Raw genomic sequence first — 18326 nt, forward strand, 5'->3', positions numbered from 1 at the left:
CCCGCTCGTTTTCGTTTGGTCAGAGTCTAACGCTACAGCGTCCAGGCGACGTATTTGCTTTCCAGATACTCATCCAAGCCATGGCGTCCGCCTTCTCTGCCGATGCCGCTCTCTTTCACGCCACCAAAAGGAGCCTGTACATAAGCGAGCGAGGTTCCGTTCACACCGATGTTTCCGGTCTCCAGCTTCTGAATAAGGCGATAGACACGAGCCGCATCCTTCGTATAGAAATAGGCTGCCAGACCATACGGCGTGTTGTTGGCACGCTCCAGTACCTCTTCCTCGTCTTTGAATGTGAGGATTGGCGCTACCGGACCGAAGATTTCCTCATGGGTGATGTTCATATCCGCTGTTACCTGATCGAGAACAGTAGGGGCAAAGAAGCTGCCCTGGCTGAATTTGCCCTCCACCAGTCTGCTGCCGCCGAGCAGGACTTTCGCTCCTTTTGCCACTGCATCGTCAACCAGCGCCTCCACTTTGCGAACCGCTCCCTGATCAATCAATGGCCCGATGTCCGTATCTGGCAGAGTGCCGTAATCGACCTTCAGCCGTTTGACATGCTCGACGATCTTGTCCACCAGCTGCGCATGCACATCCTCGTGAACGTAGATCAAATTGATTCCGTTGCACACCTGTCCGCAGTTCTCGAACTTGTTGTCGACGATATCTCTCGCTGCCTTGTCCAGATCCGCATCAGGAAAGACGATGGCCGGGGAGTTGCCGCCGAGCTCCAGCCCGAGCTTCTTCACCGTTTGTGCCGCTTGCCCCATCAGACGTTTGCCTACTTCCGTCGAGCCAGTAAAGGAAATCTTGCGTACGCGCGAGTCCTTCATCAGCACGCCTCCGATGACGGAAGAGCTGCCTGTTACCAGGTTGGCTACTCCTTTTGGCAATCCGATCTCCATCAAATGCTGAAACAGCGCTACCGCGATCAGCGATGTCGTACTCGCCGGCTTCAAAATCGCGGTGCACCCCGCCGCGAGAGCTGGAGCCACTTTGCGCATCAATGTAGCTGCCGGGAAGTTCATCGGCGTAATCAGTCCAACGACCCCTACAGGCTCACGGAAGACCATGAGCTGCTGTCCCGGATTGGAGGCAGGGATGATTTCCCCATAGGCTCGCTTGGCTTCTTCTGCGTACCAGCGCAAGATCTCGACCGATCCTCTGATTTCACCTGTCGCTTCCTTCAACGCTTTTCCTTGCTCCTGGGACAGCAGCAGAGCCAGCTCTGGCACGTTCTGCAAAATGCGCTCTCCCCATGCTAGCAAGTAATCGCCCCTCTGCTTTGCTGTCAGTCCAGCCCATGCAGGAAGCGCCGCACTCGCCGCATCAACAGCCGCTTTTACCTGGTCCTCCGAGAGGCTTGGCACCTCGCCGAGAAGCTCTCCCGTTGCCGGGTTCAGGACCGAAACCGTTTCTGTGGAGGTGACCTGCTCCCCGTTAATCCAGTTGTGATTCCAAACGATCAATGGAATGCTGCTCATCTGTGCATTCGCCCTCCTAGATAAATTCGAAGTATTTCTTGCGCTCCCAGTCTGTTACCGCCGACAAGAAGTCCCGCAGCTCATTTTTCGCCGCGTGCAGATAGTGTTCAAACACCTCTTCACCCAGCAGCGCTCTTACCCGCTCGCTCGACTCGAAGTTGCGGATCGCATCGAACAGGTTGGTGGGCAGCCTAGGAATCGGCTGTTCCGCTGCGTTTCCTACGACCGGACGCGGAATGTCGATCTTGTTTTCGATGCCGTACATCCCGGAAGCCAGCATCGCAGTCAGTACCAGATAGTGATTGGCGTCTGCACCTGGGACACGATTTTCAAAGCGACTGGACTTGCCTTTGCCGTCGTAACGGAACGATGAGCTTCGGTTGTCGATTCCCCAGCTGACGGTATTCGGCGCACCAGAGCCAAAGTCGCTAAGGCGCTTGTACGAATTCACATAAGGCGCATACATCAGCATGAGCTCAGGAGCCAGCTCCATCATGCCGCCGAGGAAATAACGCCCCGTCTCAGACAGACCGTACTCGCCCGCTGGATCGTAAAATTGGTTGGTCTTCCCCTCCAGATCCCACAGGCTGATATGCGTGTGCCCGCTGCTCCCCGAATCGTTCGAGTCCTGCTTGGCCATGAAGGTCGCCATGAGGTTGTTCAGTGCCGCAATCTCCTTGATGCCGTTTTTGTAGATAGCCGTGCGGTCTGCCATCTCCAGTGCCTCGGCGTAACGGACATTCAGCTCGATCTGCCCGTTCCCCCACTCGCCTTTGAGCGCTTCAATCGGCACTCCAACCGCCTCCAGGTTGCGCGTCAGCTGGCTGAGGAACCAGTTATCTACAGTCAAACGGTAAAGAGAGTAGTCGATCGGATAATCAAACATCGGCTGCAGATTCGCGTAGTTTTTCTCCCGGATCGACGAAGGCGTCTCACGGAACAGATAGAACTCGATCTCAGAAGCAGCTTGTGGGACGAAGCCTTTTTCCCGTGCCTTGGCAATCTGCCGTTTCAGCATATTTCGGGGAGCGATCGGAACGTCCGAGCCATCCTTGTTTTGCAGATCAGCCAGGACAAAGGCCGTTTTCGACTGCCACGGATATGGGCGCAGCGTCGACAGATCCGGAATCGTTTTCATGTCGTGCATGCCTGTATCCCAGTTGCAGAACTTGTATCCCCCGAAATTCAGGTTGACGTCCCAGGACAAATTCAGAGCGCATGTATGGATTCCATCTTTGGCGTCCTCGAGGAAAAAGCCCGCTGGCACACGCTTGCCAAAGAGCTTTCCTTGCATATCGACGCCCGCGATGATCATCGTATCGATCTCACCCTGATTTACCAGCTCTTCCAGTTGCGCAATATTCAGTCTAGTCATGCCCAAATCCCCTTCCCGCTCGCTTTAGTAGATCGTCCAGCCACCATCGACAAACAGAGTCGTGCCTGTCACGTACTCCGACTCCGGCATGGCGAGGAATGCCACGGCATTGGCGATATCGTCCGGCGTAGCGATGCGTCCGACTGGTACTCGCTCGAGGATCCACTTTTTGATCTCCGGATTTTCCAGACCTTTTGCTGTGAAAGGCGTCTCTACCACACCTGGCGCGACACTGTTGACGGTGATTCCATGCGGGGCCAGCTCCAAAGCGATGGCTTTGCTCAGCAGGTTCAGACCGCCTTTGGACGAGTTGTAATGCGGCTGGCAGTGCCCGCTGCTGGATACGATGCGGTGTGCCTCTACCGAGGTAATGTTAATAATTCGGCCGCGCGTTTTGGCTTTGATCATTTCCTTCGCCGCCGCTTGTGCACACAGGAACGGCGCTTTCAGGTTCACGTCGTGGACGAGATCCCATTCGTCCTCTTCAATTTCCAGAAACGTCGAGAATTTCACGATCCCCGCGTTGTTGACCAGGATGTCGAGCCCTCCGAAATGGCTGACCGTCTGGGCGATCATGTTTTCGACGTCTGCTTTTTTCGTCACGTTCGTTTTGACGACCAGTGTTTGCTCCGGCTTTTGCGATAGCTCTACCGTCTGATTGGCACCCTCCACGTTGATGTCCGCGATGACGACCTTTGCCCCTTCGCGTAGAAAATGCAGGGCGATGGCACGGCCGTTTCCTGAACCCGCACCTGTTACAACGACAACTTTGTCTTGGAATTTCATCTTTCTCATCCTTTGCTTGTTAGTTGGTGAACAAATTGCTTGAGAATGCTTTTGTAAACGTACAAAGACTCGATTTCTACGTACTCACCTGGCCCGTGATGATTGGCGCCAGTCGGTCCAAACTCAATGGCTGGTATGTCCTTTTCGGCATAATAGCGGGTATCCGCCGCTCCATCCTGACCGAAGAAGATGGATTGATTCCCGGAATGCTCGTTGGCTATTTCATGCAATTTTCTGACAAATATATCATCACTTCTGGTCTCGACAGGCAGTCCTTGGTACCGGATCGTGATCTCGGCTTCCGGATTGATCTGGCGGATTTTCTCCAGAATTTCCTCTGGTCTTTGGCCCGGCAAATAACGTATGTCAATGCCCAGCGAGCACAGATCAGGAACCTGGTTAAACACCTTGCCAGCCTGGATCAAGGCGAGATTGACAGAGGGCTGCTTGAAATAGTCGGAGCTTTGCTGAAAGACATCCAGCGACACGATCGACTTGTAGTTTTCCAGCGCCTCGAGGATCGCATTTTTCCCCAGCCAAGGCCGGCTGCCATGCGCCGCGGTCCCTTTGACATCGACCGTCAGCTGCAAAATGCCTTTGGCGTGGATGCCCAATTTGAGATTGGTAGGTTCTCCACAGATGACGAAATCCCCGACGATCCCTTGCTGCACCAGAAAACCGCTTCCGTACTGCCCGCCTGTCTCTTCATCGGGTACGAGCGCCAAAATGACTTTGCAAGCTGGCGGTTCCTCTACCAAGTCTGTCATCAGCACCATCATCGCAGCTACGGCTCCGAGCATGTCGTAGCTGCCACGCCCGTACAGCTTGCCTTGCTCCTGGCGCGGATGAAACAGCTGCGGTTGCCCCGGCACGACATCCAGATGCCCATTCAATATGATTGTTTGCTCTCCTTCGCCTACGGTTGCCACCACGCTTTTCAACCCGTGGTTTTCCCAAACCTCGACTTGCAGCCCTCTACTTTTCAACCATTCGCTGCAAAAATCAGCGCACAGATTTACACGCTCTGCATTCGTGCTTTCAAAACGGATCAAGTCGCTGGCTAATTCCTCTATTTGCGCCCCGACACGTTCTCCTTTTGTCTCTTCCTTCTCTACCTGTTCCAGTTGCCAGTCCACCTCTTTCTGTTTTCATTGGGCTGAATGCTGTTTGCATATCGGACTAATTGCAAGCTGTATGCCAAGCCTGATATCGCGGGTTTCTCCTATTTTTTAATTGGTTAAATAGGTTTAATAGGATTCATGACCTGTTTAGCCTGTTTTCGCGCTATTTCGACATGTAGCCACGGATCGCGCAACCTCTTACCGCGCAGCGCTAAAAAAAGAGCAGGACCCGAGGGCTGCTCTTGATTTCTCATGCGTATCATCGTCATCTATTTTTCTATCATAGAAAAAAGCGACATCTATGTGTGTCGCTTTTTCCCCTACTATCGCTTGCCGCTTCGCTCATTTTGCTAGTCTAGCGTGAAATCTCCAGAGCCCGTAGAAACTTTAAGCATGGTTTTACCGCTGCCAAACGTCCCTTTTATCATTTCCCCATCCTCTGCACGATCCGTCTCCTGGAAGCCATCCCACCGGACATGACCCGTTCCCGAACCCCCTCTATAATCGACCGTTAACGATTTTGGCTCCTGCTCCAGCTTGATATTCACATCACCGCTACTGGCGGAAACATCGACATCATGCAAAAGCTCTGCAAATTCGATCTGAATGTCCCCTGATTCTGCTTCGCCTTCCAAAATGGCTTCTCCCTCTTTTAGAGAGACGTCTCCGCTATCCGAATGAAATTTCAACGTATCTGCGTGAAAGCCTTCTGCCTGTATATCACCAGAGTTCGTACTAAGCACAATCGTCGACGCATTGCTTGCTTCCAGATTTACATCGCCACTTCTCGCCGATAGATTAATGCTTTTTCCTTCCACATCTTCTACCGTGATATCTCCACTGCCTACTCCTACTTTTAACTCATCCCATTGTTTCTCTGGCAGTTCGACGGTCAAGTCCACGCTCTCGTAACGAAACATTCGAAACCCTTCCTGCTTTTCCAAACCAATCTGAAGCCTGCTTCCATTATTTTTGCCCGTCAAGCGATATTGATCAGCAATCTTTGGGCTTGCTTCGCCTTGAAGCCGTACTTCGATTTTCTCGGAGCTTCCCCGGACAACACGTACGTCCGTGCTGGAAACATCCACGACTACCTCTTTTATGTTGCTCGCATCAAAAGATTGTTCGAGGTTGACTTCCTTTGTTTCGGTGAAAGGCAGATTCCAAGCAAAGACATTTCCTGAGCTCAGCGCGGATACCCCTAGCCATACGCCCACTGCAATCAGAACGACACCGATCAGACCATTCTTACTCATGTTTTCATTACTCCTTATGGGTGGGTACTTTGTATTTTGTTCCTTGCTCCCGAGAACTGTTCTGGAAAAAGTGTAGCACTGAGAAGAAATGGATATCAAAGGGCCGCCGGCTGATCATGCGTAAGCCCTGAGATTGATTGACAAGGAAGTCAGATTGTGATTTACAGAGGAATTCCACTATGCTCCATTCTCAGGTATACGTGAACATTTTCCTTGCGATCAGGTAAATATCGTACTGATAATGGTAAACTAAGGATGATTCCTTGTAAGAAAGGGTGATCGCATGTCAATCCGTATTTACCCCATCGATCAACAAGTATCTGGCCAATTTGACGAAGGCAGACTTGTCGAGCAAAAGCCCATCGGTTTTCCAGGAGAAGGCTCCGCGGTGGAACGCGTAGGAACTCTCTTTTACTGGGCATGGTTTCAGGCAAAGGAAGATGCCTATCTCCCGCCGCACCCACATCGCGGTTTTGAAATCATCTCTTATCTATTAGAAGGAAACATTCAGCATCAAGATACCCTCGGGACAAAACGCTCTCTCAAAGCTGGCAGCTTACAAGTCATGCAAACCGGCAGCGGCGTACAGCACTCCGAAAAATATGAAAAAGGGACATCCGGCTTTCAAATTTGGTTTGAGCCGTTTCTGGGTGAGGCTAATTACGCTACCCCAACTTATGCCGACTATCTGGAGCAGGACTTTCCCGTGGTACAAAAAGATGGCTGCACCCTCAAATCGATGGTGGGTGGCAGCTCTCCCGTTCAATTGGTAGCAGACGCAAAAATGTGGGATGTCACGATTTCTGCCGGACAGGCGTTCGAGATGATGGTACCAGAAGGATATTCGATCGCTGGACTCGTGATCGACGGCTCATCCACTTGGTGTTCCTTTAACGAAACAAGATTGGTGGAGCCTCGAGAGTTTGTGGTTTGCGAAGGAGATGCACCTGGCTTACTAAGAGTGGGAGCAGATGTCAGTGGAGATACTCGCCTGATTCTTATTCAAGTCCCCAGCGTGCTCCCCTATCCATCTTATAAAGAGGTAAAGATACGGTTAAAGGTGGAAAAAGAGAGGTAGTCCATCTTCCGCCTATCACCACTCATGCATAAAAAAGCACCCAAAAAGGGTGCTCGTCTTAAGTATGGTTAGTGGCGGGGATCGAATCTCCGTCCGATCTTAGCATCTCATCGTGTCTGTGCAGCTCTAGATGCCACGGAAAAAGAAGTACTCGTATTCCAAACGACCTTCCTATCCATTTGCTTTTCAAACTTCGTAAATTGTCATCTAGGAGACACGGAAGCTTTGTCTTCTCATCCACATCGTTGCAACCCACTTTTCCCCTTTGATTACTTGTGTCCCTGCATGCAAAGTGGACTCATTTAATTCATCATTTCTGTAAAAATATTCAAAGTACACAGCCATTCCTTTGACAGGCGAGACAGAAAAATGAAGCATAGGGAATACCGTTTCTCCACCTTCCTCTACATCATTTAAATACATCACGAGTGTGCTAATTCGATTATTGCTGCTAGCTCGACTCGTTTTTGCAAAGAAATCGTAATGAGGTTGATATTCTTGGCCAGGGGTATAACGCAGAACTTGCAAACCATCACCATGCTCAATAGGAATGTTCATGATTTGAGAGATTCGCTTCTCGATTCTTGTAATCGTCTCCGTCTGCTCGCAGAAGACTCCACTACTTGTTCGAATGGAATTGACCGTACGATCTTCACCCGTTTTTGAGCGCTGCAATCGTTCTCTGGAATGTTCGATGAGCTCATCGCATTCATCACTACTAAGCACATTTCCTAATACGACAACCAGCGGTTCCTCATACCTAGCAAGAATTCGAATCTCTCGATCTTCTGTCTTGATCCTATTCCCCGTATGATCAAATATCATCCGTTCTTTTTCTGTCGCATGGCCATTCATTCTTATGCACCCCATATATATGGCATCCATTACAATTCAGGATACCATAAAATGTTTGGGGCCATCTCATTAACCTCAGAAAAATAGAAATATTTATAATTTTATTGAAGAACTACCTTCATCAGCTAGTCACACACATGGGCGATGGAGTGGTAGCACCTCCCTTGGTTATCGAGCAGCGAGCGAGCGTAGGTGCCCGTTTCCAGTTAATATTTTTATTGCATTCCGTATTTTAGCTTCATTAATTCATCTCTAAAGGCTGGCCTATTGAGGTATTTGGCAAACAGTACGTGTGCAATGTCTACCGCCTCCTCTTTACCTCCAACTTTCTCCAGCAGTCTTATAATTCGGCATACATTCCAATATTGCTTCCTTGTACTTGATTGGTCTGCCTTTTCTACAATGTACGCTCGAAGCAAATCCTTTACTTGCTCTGGAAATTGCTCCTTCAAGTAAAGATAATACTCTTCAATCCTGTTCGGCTTCTTCGTGACATACTCCAGAAGCAGCTCTGCATCATGCTCCTCCAAAAGAATCTGCGGATAGATATCACTGTACCCTTCGCCCTTTTCCCCGAGCCTTTGCATTAAGCTCTTATATACAGGAGGCCATTCTGCTCTCTGATAAGTGTCCTTGACCTTTTGATAGCACGAGTAATCCCCGTCCAACACGAGCTCTTCTCCAAGTTTGCGAAGCTTATCGATCTCTCCAGAACGCTGATAGGCTTCCAAGCGGTATTGTTTCCATTGGTTAACCAGACCTCTCAGGCCGTTTGCTTGATCTCGTTCTTCTCCTTCCTCTGCTAACTTTATGACCTCCTTGTAGTTACCGCTGTTTAACGCATTTTCTATGGCAATCTTCCTAATTTCCGAAAAGTGGAGTTGTTGGTATAGATACTCCTTTGCAAGTTCCTCACCCTCTCTTGTTTTTATGTGCTGGTACCGCATCTTTGCTAACTGTTCAGCGAAATAATGTTCGCTCCAACTGCTTCCCCTGTGTTCATTGCTCATTCGTAAAACATGCTCATCCCATTTTTTTCGCAGAGCATTGTCGGCTGCCAAGTAAGAGGCATTTTCTATTAAGGCCAGCTGTAAATCCGGCCATCCAGCAAAGCGGAATTGTTTTGATTCATCCAATAGCAATTGGAACGCAGCCTGCAGTTCTTTCTGAGGGATGCAATCACTCACCAGCGTCAAATCATGCATTCGCTCCAAACTTTCTTCAATGACAAAACCAACCGTTCCCCCCGAATCATCCGATACCTGAAGCATATCCACCATTTCTTCCAAGATGCACAGTTCGATTCTCACAGCCCCAATCCAGTCGCCTTCCTTTGCAACTTCCCTCGCCTTTTCTGCAACGATTTCAGCACCTTTAACGGCACCAGAAACATTTCGCCAGTTAATAAATCCATCCTTGTCAGCGTAATCGCTCCTGTACGAACGAATGAGTTTCCTACACTCAACCACCCGTTTATTCCCTGCCGTTTTGGATTTTTGAAGAAGCTTGATCCTCTGTTCTACCGATTCGTCATCAGCTGCAAGTGAAAGAATGATGTCTATAAGGCTGTCTTTGTTCTCCGCTTCCAGAAGCTTCTTCAAATTCTTCTGCTGACTCATCGGCAACCACATTCTGAGGAAAGAACGGTGCCTTCTTCGACAAGCTCCGCGTGAACCTCGCTTAATTCACTATCTTGAACCTTCGCCCGAAAAACCCTATACTCTACTCCCTTTACCAAGAAGACATATCCGTCCAATTTGTACTCCTCCCCTTTCCTACTGCTAGGGCACCTAAGAAACTACTAAGATTGCTGAGCTTCAAGAAAGTCCATTCCTTCATTCTAGAATTTCGTAACTGTTTCATTCAAGTATGGAATTACTGCAAAACCTGTTCCGCATAAAATGTTATCTCCAAAAGAGCGCCCTTCGTCTATAAAAAAAGAAAACCACCGCTCTATGGCGATGCAAAAAGAAGCTCTGCTTAGACCTGCACCTTCTTCGGTTTGAATCACCTCTTGGGGAAGGGATGGATTCATTGGACTTTATGTATGCTTGTAAGTTTTTACTCTTTGTAAGCTGAGTACTCGGCTCATCCTTCAATTTTTTGAATCCACTGCTGCAGCCGTCGACAAAACAGACAAAGCAAAGCAAGTGCTAAGCGAGCTCGAACAGCATTATGCTGATGCGAAAGAAAAGGTATCCAAGGCTGGAAAAGAAGGATCACACTATGTGCTTACGCAAACTTTTACTGTACAGAACGCTGCAGCACTCAGACTGTTTACAGATACCTCGCTTGTTGTACAAACTTTGGACCGAATTGGGCTGAAAAGTGACTGGAAATCTAGCAAGTTCGAAAAGTACGGCTTTACCGATGCTACCGTTGAAGCACTTCCTACCATATCAAATACGAATTTCATTTACATTGTGGAAAATACGGATAACGCGTTCGAGTATCAACTAATGGACAACACCGTTTGGAACGGATTAAATTTCGACAAAGAAAAACGGGCACACATGCTTGATGCCAGCACATGGATTTGGCGTTCCGATTTCCTCCAAAGTGCTTGTCGACCGTGTTGTACAGGTATTCACTCAATGAGTTCCGCTTCAGAAATCCAGAGACAACAGTACGTTTCCAGTGCAGCGAAAAAGGCTGTCCTTATTTTAAGCAATTGAATCCGTCTGTGCTTATTTTGCTTGGAATTGCTGTATCAGCACTTGCTTCGGCAGGTATTCAAGCTTTGATTATCCCCGGCTCCTTATGGGGAAGTACTGCTTATGTATGGCTTACAGGGTCCACCTACGGACGGAGCTGGAACCAGGTTGTCATCATTATGGTGTTTCTTGTTGCGCTGTTGCCGTTTGCCTGTATCCTTGGCCGACGATTCAACTTGTTGGCACTTACAGACGAGAGTGCCATCGGTCTTGGACTGCCCGTTCGCAGAACTAGACTTGCCGCTATGACAATAGGTGTGCTGCTTGCGGCTGGCGCCGTCGCATGTGTTGGGACGATTGGTTTCCTTGGCCTAATTGCCCCTCATGCCGTTCGTATGATGATTGGTCATCATACGCGAAGATCGATAGTTCTCTCCGCATTGCTTGGTGCTCTACTCCTTGTAGCAGCGGATACCATCGGCCGAACTCTAATGGCTCCGATGGAGATTCCCTCTGGTATTCTCATTTCGCTTATCGGTGCACCTTATTTTTTGTATATGATGTACCGATCATTTTTTAAATGAGCTTATCTAGCTTTCCGTTTTCAAGCAAAACCGCGATATCTAAAAAGTAAAAAAACCACCCTCATCAGGTGGTTTTAACTTTATGTATTGGTGGAGGCGGGGGGATTCGAACCCCCGTCCGAAAACAGCGATACATGAGCATCTCCGAGCGCAGTCACTCATTTAGAATTCGGTGACAGATTCGCGGAGTGACGCGCTGACCTGGCACCTAGCCTGATTGATCTTCTTCCTTTGGCCCCAGACGGAGACCTCCGGCGTATCCCACTAAAGTTGAGCGCTAGTCACGCCACATGGGCGATGGAGTGGTAGCGCCTCACTGGTTATTAAGCAGCGAGAGAAAGTTGTTTGTTGCCAGTTAAATGGCGTTTGCGTTGATGACGAGGTCCGCAACCCCCCGGCTCGCTTCTCATGCTCTACCATCCCCGTCGAATCCAGAACGCCCCCAGGATAAGAGGTGACAAAAAGTCTAGGTGAAGAGACAACCAGCATGTTCCGCACCTAGACTGTGTTTAACAGTGTACTGTTTACTGCTCCTTAACTATAGCACATTGGCCAAGCAAAACTCAACGTTGATTCCTGCCAGCCATGCCATCGAGAACCAGACTTGGAAAGTCAAACTTTCTTTGCCACCACTATAGTCGTGTACATTCCCGCCATTGTGCGGGTGGCGGTTTGTAACGAAGTGCAGCTATACCAGCCTACGCCTTCTGCCGCTCACGCAAGGCACGTTCCACTTCGCGCGCAGCGTCCTTCTTCTTGAGATCCTCGCGCTTGTCGTAGTTCTTCTTCCCTTTGACCAGCGCTAGTTCGACTTTTGCCCAGCCGCCCTTCAAATAAATGCTGAGCGGTACGAGCGAGTAGCCTCTCTCGCGGATCAGGCCGTTGAGCTTGAGGATTTCCAAGCGTCTCATCAGCAGTCTGCGGGTACGCTCCGGCTCATGGTTAAAGCGGTTGCCCTGCTCGTACGGGCTGATGTGCACGTTGTACAGCATCAGCTCGCCGTTTTGCACACGGGCGAAGCTGTCCTTGAGCTGGACGCGGGCAGCTCGCACGGATTTGATCTCCGTTCCGGTCAGCTCGATACCCGCTTCAAATACTTGCTCGATGTGGTAGTCGTGGCGTGCTTTTCGATTTTGGGCAACTGTTTTGGTCCCGGCTTTGTCTTTTGACATGGAGATCACCTCACTTGCGATTTTCCTGCGTTTCGTACCAGTAAGTCTAGCAAATTTTAACCAGTGTGGCAAGCCATCTACCCGGCAAATGCCGCATAAACGGCCATTACACAACTGTTTAACGGCGTTTCCGCTTCGCTGTTTGCGTCACGTTTTTCCGGTTCTTCTTCTTGGAGCGAACGAGATCCTCCCAGAACCCTTTTTGACGTTGGGTTGGCGTATCTGTTCCCTCTCCAGTTCCGATAGCGACCACATCTTCACTTGCAGTTGAGGTACTGCGTTGTCCACCGCGTCGGGAAGATGTTTTGGGTCCTTCATTCTTCCTGCGCTCTTTGTACTTTTGGCGGATGGCAGCTGGATGCGGCTTATCCTTATCCTTTTGACGTTCCGGTCGATCTGAGCGAGAACGGTCCTGCTTGCCACCACGGGCACCGCCACGATGCTCTCCACCGCGTCCGTCGATGACCTTCGGCGTACGTTCACGACTTCCGCGGAAGCCTGCAGCCTTGGTCATACCCACGATTTCAAAATCGATGGTCCGCTCATCTACATTGACACTTGCCACGCGGACCTGTACCAGATCGCCGATGCGGAACTGCTTGCCCGTCCGCTCCCCGACCAGAGCGTACATTTTCTCGTGGTAGTGGTAGTAATCGTCTGTCAAAAAGCTGACGTGAACCAAGCCTTCGATCGTATTCGGCAGCTCGACGAAGATCCCGAACGAGGTGACACTGGAGATAACGCCCTCGAACTCTTCTCCGACACGCTCCTTCATGAACTCCGCTTTTTTCAGATCGTCCGTTTCCCGCTCGGCATCTACAGCCAAACGCTCGCGCTGAGAAGCATGCTCCGCGATTAACGGCATGTGCTCTGTCCAATACGCCATGCGTTTTTCTGACAGCTGCTCTCCAGATTCGATCCAGTCACGAATGCGACGGTGAACGATCAGGTCGGGATAACGGCGGATCGGCGAAGTGAAGTGCGTGTAGAACTCCGTGGAAAGACCATAGTGCCCGAGGCTTTCCGCGTCATAACGCGCTTGCTTCATCGAACGCAGCATCACGGTGCTGATAATGATTTCTTCCGGCTTTCCTTTGACCTCTTCCAACAGCTGCTGCAGGGCTCTCGGATGTACCGAGTTACCTTTTCCACGAATAGAGTAGCCAAAGTTGGTGATGAACTCCATGAAAGCCATCAGCTTCTCGGCATTCGGATCTTCGTGGACCCGATACATGAAAGGCTGCTTCATCCAGTGGAAATGCTCGGCTACTGTTTCGTTGGCGGCAAGCATGAACTCTTCGATGATTTGCTCGGCAATGGAACGGGTGCGGAACCCGATGTCCGTCGGTGTCCCCTCTTCGTTCACGTAAATTTTTGCTTCACGGAAGTCAAAGTCGATAGCACCGCGCTGCATCCGCTGCTCGCGACGTTTGCGTGCCAACTTCTCCATCTCCTGAAACATCGGGACGAGCTCGCTGTACTTCTCGATGAGCGCTTCATCCTTGTCCTGCAGGATGCTGCGTACGTCCGCATACGTCATCCGCTCGTTGGTGCGAATAACGCTGAGGAAAATGTCGTACTTCACGACCTTCGCCTCTTTGTCCATCTCCATGTCGCAGGAGATTGTCAGTCGATCGACCTTTGGATTCAAGCTGCAAATTCCGTTGGACAAACGGTGCGGAATCATCGGAATCACTCGGTCGACCAGGTAAACGCTGGTTCCGCGGCGATACGCTTCATTATCTAATGCCGATTTTTCCTGTACGTAATAGCTCACATCCGCGATATGAACTCCCAGACGCACGTTGCCATTCGGCAGCGTCTCGAGGGACACGGCATCGTCGAGGTCTTTGGCGTCTGCACCGTCGATCGTGACCATCATACGGTCGCGCAGGTCGCGGCGTCCTTTAATCTCTTCTTCGGAGATTTCACTAGGCGCAGCCTCTGCTTCGGACAATACATCCTCGGGAAATGCCTCTGGCAGGTTAAACTTGCGGATGATCGAGAGAATATCGACGCCTGGGTCGTTTTTGTGACCCAAAATCTCTACGACTTCTCCCTCCGGATTCACTCTGCCTTCCGGATAACGCACGATGTTGACCACGACTTTGTGGCCATCTACGGCTCCGTTGTACGCATTTTTCGGAATGAACACGTCCTTGCCGATCCGCTTTTCATCCGGGATGACAAACGCGTAATGCTGCTCATCCTTAAACGTCCCCACGACTTGCTTGATGCCCCGCTCTACGACGCGAATGATGCGTCCTTCCAGCCGGTTGCCCCCTGGCTCCTTCTCTACTCGAACGAATACGGTATCGCCGTGCAAAGCGCCATTCATATCATTCGCATGGACATAGACGTCTTCCATCTCCGGTGTCTCCGGAATGACAAAGCCAAAGCCTTTCGGGTGACTCTGCAAACGCCCACGCACCAGATTCATTTTCTCTGGAACGCCGTAGCGATTCGCCCTCGTCCTGATGACCTCGCCGCTCGCTTCCAGTCCATTGAGCGTTTTCACCAGTTCTTTAAACGTTGCGGAATCCTGAATCCCAAAAGCTTCTTCCAACTCCTTTACGGTCATCGGGTGGTATGCCTGCTCCCGCATGAACGCAAGAATATCTTGATCCTTCATTCACAAACCTCCTTTTTCGCTTGGTTGATCACCGAGCTTCCTTTTCACTCATTACTATGTAGTATTCACCGGTTACACGCATCGCAATCGGAATAGAGAAAAAGGCAGCAAGTCGCACTTGCTGCCTTTTGGCCATTCGTCTATTACGCCCCTGTTTTCAAGAAATAACCGAGCAAAATCGCAAAAATCATGAAAGCTACCGCAAATACAACGGTCAGCTTGCCCAAAAGTGCGTCAATCCCACGAGCTTTTTGTTTGCCCATGAGTTGCTCAGCACCGCCACCAATCGCTCCCGAAAGGCCGGCACTTTTACCAGATTGTAACAATACGACGATAATTAAGCCAATACTTGCAATCACAAGTAAGATTTTCGCAGCCAATGCCATCTTCATTCACCTCAAAACGTATTTCCAAGGCGGTAAAAAACCAATACGTCTACTTTATCACAATTCATAGCTAGCATCAAGCTGGCTGTGCCTACAGAATTAGTGAACTTCTACCAGAATTGTTACGTTGTATGCAGGGCAATAATATATAGAAGGAACGAATAGTGAAGTAGAGATTATTTGGAAATTGTGTACTTTCTTTGTCGGTTTTTTAGTCGCCTTGCAACTGTCAAGATTTTGCCGTAAAATTGCAGTTGAACCTTTATTACTTGCCTTGGGAGGTCTTTGTCAGATGGCTGGGTCCAACAAAAAAGACATGAATCAAAACGACGTAATTGATTCCGCGAAGGCCTTTTTTACTTCGTTTGGTATCTTGTTTCTAGTTTTTCTCATTGCACTTGTAGGATCGATTATTTTCCCACCAAAACATGGGGAAGAAGCTGCAGGCCCAGGTGGAGCACCTACTGCTAACATTGACGCTGCTGCTATTTTTAAACAAAACTGCTCTTCCTGTCACGGTCAAAACCTGGAAGGGATCGTTGGACCAAACTTGACTAAGGTTGGTGCAACTCACAGCGCTGAAGACATCCAGAAAATCATTAAAGAAGGAAAAGGCGGCATGCCTCCAGGATTGCTGAAAAAGAATCCAGAGATTCAAGCTGTTGCCCAATGGCTGTCTGAACACAAATAAGTACATAGATGGCCCGATTAAAGAACACCGGAGACTCGTCCTCTTCGGTGTTTTCGCCATTATATAAGGAAGTGAGCAGCCGAACATGAAGCCCCAACTAGAAATCGAAAATCTAGGAAAGCAGCACGCTACTCTCGCAGATGCATGGCTGTTTCGCCATTTCTCCGCAAGCGTCACCGAACCTGAAATCGTCGGCATCCTCGGCAAATCGGGGCAAGGCAAAAGCACGCTGCTCCGTATTTTGGGACGCCTGGATCAAGCCAGTCAAGGCAGCATCCGTCTCCAAAATAAAGATCTTAGTCTATGGCAGCCTGAGGCGTGGCGGATGACAATGAGCTATGTCGCCCAGCAGCCCGTGATGCTGCCTGGAACGGTCGGAGATAATCTACGTATCACAAGCGTGCTCCATCAGCGCCCTTTTGACGAAAAGCTGGCGAAAGACTACATGGAGCAGCTGGCTTTGGAACATCTGGACTGGGACAAATCAGCAGCTAAGCTCTCAGGTGGTGAAAAGCAGCGTCTCGCTCTCATCCGCAGCCTTCTCTTGCGGCCTCAGGTGCTCTTATTAGATGAAGTCACATCCTCACTCGATATGATCAGCAAACAAGCTGCAGAACGCCTCCTGATCGATCTGCATACACGTGCAGGCACGACTCTGCTCTGGATCACGCATGATCTCGAAGAAGCGAGGACAGCATGCAACCGGATCTGGTTTATGGCAAACGGACAGCTCGAGGAGGATTCCTCAAGCCAATCCTTTTTTCGGTCTCCGCAATCAGCCGCCGCACGCGATTTTCTGAATCACCCGACTTCATCGGCAATGGCAGCCACGGAGGTACAAGCATGACCTATTCTTCCTTTTCCTTGTGGTTCGCGTTTGTCTTTGTCCTCATCGCTCTTTTGCTGTCTGTCTGGCAGAAGCTCGGTCTGGAAAAGGAAATCGCTATCGGAACAATTCGCTCAACGGTGCAGCTCCTTTTGATCGGCTACGTTCTTCAATTTGTTTTCCACTCCAACAGCATCTGGTTTATTGTGATCCTGATTGTCATGATGGTGACTGTCGCTGCGAAGAATGCCGCTAGCCGCGGTGCCCAGCTCCCCGGAATCTTCTGGCGAATCGCCTTTTCCCTGCTCATCACCGAAATCATTACGATGGGGCTACTAGTCACATTCAAGCTGGTTACTCCTACCCCGCAATACTTGATTCCCATGAGCGGAATGATCATCGGCAGCTCCATGGTTGTCTGCGGACTTTACTTGAATCATATGAATCGGGAAACCGAGAGTGCCCGCGGAGAAATCGAAGCCCTGCTAAGCCTTGGCGCTACTCCTCGTCAAGCGATCCAGGGCGTTTTGAAGCGCGCAGTCAAGGCGAGTATGATTCCTACCTTTGATACCATGAAAACGATCGGTCTCGTTCAGCTGCCTGGCATGATGACCGGCATGATCGTGGCCGGCGCCAGTCCGATCGAGGCTGTCCGCTATCAAATTCTGATCATGCTCACTTTCTCCTCTTCTGCGGCTATTTCTGCCGTTCTCATCAGTCTCGTCAGCTACCGTCTCTGGTTTACCCGTGAAGCATTTTTACGTTCCTAATAACTCTTTCTCCACCAACTGCCGGGCATCTCGGCAGTTTTTTTTCGTGAACTGTAATGAAATCATGCCCGATACGTCAAATTACAAGGAGAAAGAGCAAAGGTGGTTCCGCTATGGACAAAAACGACTTGATTGAGCAATGGTTTCTGCGCTATGGCGATGATATTTACAAGTTTCTCGTTTACTACACGGGCAGTAGAGACGTAGATGACTTAGTACAGGATGTTTTCCTCAAGGCTCTCGGCTCCGTTGACTCGTTTCAAGGGAGATCGCAGCCCAAGACATGGCTCCTGACGATCGCTCGACATACGGCCATCGATCACGCCAGAAAAAAGCGTCTGCGCAGTTGGCTGCCCGACATGTGGCTCTCTCATCTGGCTTCCGATGAAAAGACGCCGGAGGAACAGCTGGATCTACAGGAAGAACAACAAGCGCTTTACCGAGCGATCCAGCAAGTAAAGCCCGCTTATCGAGAGGTACTCATCCTCCGGGGCATCAAGGGTCTGTCTGCCAAAGAAACAGCGGAAATCCTGCAATGGTCGGAAAACAAGGTCAATGTCACTTTGCACCGGGCCATGAAAGCAGTCAGAGACAAGCTGGAGCTGGCAGGAAAGGAGCTGATCGGAAATGTCATCTAAAACTGACGAGCAACTGAT

Annotated in this window: 15 protein-coding genes, 1 other RNA gene and 1 pseudogene; 6 read left to right on the forward strand and 11 right to left on the reverse strand. The window is 49.9% G+C overall.

Annotation, left to right across the window (positions count from 1 at the left end; genetic code table 11):
* Positions 1 to 32 precede the first annotated feature (32 nt).
* The 5 genes from ACLIN2_RS26710 to ACLIN2_RS26730 form a co-directional block, all read right to left on the reverse strand.
* Positions 33 to 1484, reverse strand: coding sequence for an NAD-dependent succinate-semialdehyde dehydrogenase (locus tag ACLIN2_RS26710; RefSeq protein ID WP_411502630.1), 1452 nt, complete (start codon positions 1482 to 1484; stop codon positions 33 to 35).
* Positions 1485 to 1500: 16 nt separating this feature from the next.
* On the reverse strand, positions 1501 to 2859 hold the full coding sequence (locus ACLIN2_RS26715) for a glutamine synthetase family protein (RefSeq protein WP_411502631.1): 1359 nt from the start codon (positions 2857 to 2859) through the stop codon (positions 1501 to 1503).
* A 24-nt stretch (positions 2860 to 2883) separates the two neighbouring features.
* Entirely contained in the window at positions 2884 to 3645 is a 762-nt protein-coding gene (locus ACLIN2_RS26720; protein ID WP_400588292.1) for an SDR family NAD(P)-dependent oxidoreductase, read from the reverse strand.
* Positions 3646 to 3650: 5 nt separating this feature from the next.
* On the reverse strand, positions 3651 to 4781 hold the full coding sequence (locus ACLIN2_RS26725; protein ID WP_411502632.1) for a M20 family metallopeptidase: 1131 nt from the start codon (positions 4779 to 4781) through the stop codon (positions 3651 to 3653).
* 335 nt (positions 4782 to 5116) lie between these two features.
* On the reverse strand, positions 5117 to 6022 hold the full coding sequence (locus tag ACLIN2_RS26730) for a DUF4097 family beta strand repeat-containing protein (RefSeq protein WP_411502633.1): 906 nt from the start codon (positions 6020 to 6022) through the stop codon (positions 5117 to 5119).
* A gap of 283 nt (positions 6023 to 6305) precedes the next feature.
* On the opposite strand from ACLIN2_RS26730, the gene ACLIN2_RS26735 reads away from it, so the two are divergent.
* Positions 6306 to 7100, forward strand: a complete 795-nt coding sequence (locus ACLIN2_RS26735) for a pirin family protein (protein ID WP_411502634.1) — start codon at positions 6306 to 6308, stop codon at positions 7098 to 7100.
* A gap of 207 nt (positions 7101 to 7307) precedes the next feature.
* Here the strand turns inward: ACLIN2_RS26735 and ACLIN2_RS26740 are convergent, their stop codons facing one another.
* Positions 7308 to 7955, reverse strand: a complete 648-nt coding sequence (locus ACLIN2_RS26740; protein WP_411502635.1) for a 2OG-Fe(II) oxygenase — start codon at positions 7953 to 7955, stop codon at positions 7308 to 7310.
* Between the two features lie 215 nt (positions 7956 to 8170).
* The gene (locus tag ACLIN2_RS26745; RefSeq protein ID WP_411502636.1) at positions 8171 to 9574 is read right to left on the reverse strand and encodes a hypothetical protein; all 1404 of its coding nucleotides are present in this window, start codon (positions 9572 to 9574) and stop codon (positions 8171 to 8173) included.
* A 1046-nt stretch (positions 9575 to 10620) separates the two neighbouring features.
* On the opposite strand from ACLIN2_RS26745, the pseudogene ACLIN2_RS26750 reads away from it, so the two are divergent.
* A pseudogene (locus ACLIN2_RS26750) lies at positions 10621 to 11193 on the forward strand (FecCD family ABC transporter permease); the annotation flags it as partial.
* Positions 11194 to 11281: 88 nt separating this feature from the next.
* On the opposite strand, the gene ssrA reads toward ACLIN2_RS26750, so the two are convergent.
* The 4 genes from ssrA to secG form a co-directional block, all read right to left on the reverse strand.
* Positions 11282 to 11637: a transfer-messenger RNA gene (ssrA, locus tag ACLIN2_RS26755) on the reverse strand.
* Between the two features lie 254 nt (positions 11638 to 11891).
* Positions 11892 to 12365 carry an SsrA-binding protein SmpB gene (smpB, locus tag ACLIN2_RS26760; protein WP_055745511.1) on the reverse strand — a complete coding sequence of 158 codons (474 nt, stop codon included), beginning with the start codon at positions 12363 to 12365 and terminating at the stop codon, positions 11892 to 11894.
* A 118-nt stretch (positions 12366 to 12483) separates the two neighbouring features.
* The gene (rnr, locus tag ACLIN2_RS26765) at positions 12484 to 14997 is read right to left on the reverse strand and encodes a ribonuclease R (RefSeq protein WP_411502637.1); all 2514 of its coding nucleotides are present in this window, start codon (positions 14995 to 14997) and stop codon (positions 12484 to 12486) included.
* Between the two features lie 143 nt (positions 14998 to 15140).
* On the reverse strand, positions 15141 to 15383 hold the full coding sequence (gene secG / locus ACLIN2_RS26770) for a preprotein translocase subunit SecG (protein ID WP_003843341.1): 243 nt from the start codon (positions 15381 to 15383) through the stop codon (positions 15141 to 15143).
* A gap of 292 nt (positions 15384 to 15675) precedes the next feature.
* Between secG and ACLIN2_RS26775 the strand changes: the two genes are divergently transcribed.
* From ACLIN2_RS26775 to ACLIN2_RS26790, 4 genes are all read left to right on the forward strand, one after another.
* Complete coding sequence (locus ACLIN2_RS26775) at positions 15676 to 16074, forward strand: YqzM family protein (protein WP_327930698.1); 399 nt, start codon at positions 15676 to 15678, stop codon at positions 16072 to 16074.
* A gap of 85 nt (positions 16075 to 16159) precedes the next feature.
* Complete coding sequence (locus ACLIN2_RS26780) at positions 16160 to 16921, forward strand: ABC transporter ATP-binding protein (protein WP_411502638.1); 762 nt, start codon at positions 16160 to 16162, stop codon at positions 16919 to 16921.
* A complete protein-coding gene (locus tag ACLIN2_RS26785; protein ID WP_411502639.1) occupies positions 16918 to 17670 on the forward strand; it encodes an ABC transporter permease in 753 nt (250 codons plus the stop codon). Before ACLIN2_RS26780 ends, ACLIN2_RS26785 begins: the two co-directional genes overlap by 4 nt.
* A gap of 113 nt (positions 17671 to 17783) precedes the next feature.
* The gene (locus tag ACLIN2_RS26790) at positions 17784 to 18308 is read left to right on the forward strand and encodes an RNA polymerase sigma factor (RefSeq protein ID WP_092275273.1); all 525 of its coding nucleotides are present in this window, start codon (positions 17784 to 17786) and stop codon (positions 18306 to 18308) included.
* Positions 18309 to 18326 lie beyond the last annotated feature (18 nt).

Origin of the sequence: Brevibacillus centrosporus, from assembly GCF_046622605.1 — a bacterium.
GTDB classification, from domain to species: Bacteria; Bacillota; Bacilli; order Brevibacillales; family Brevibacillaceae; genus Brevibacillus; species Brevibacillus centrosporus.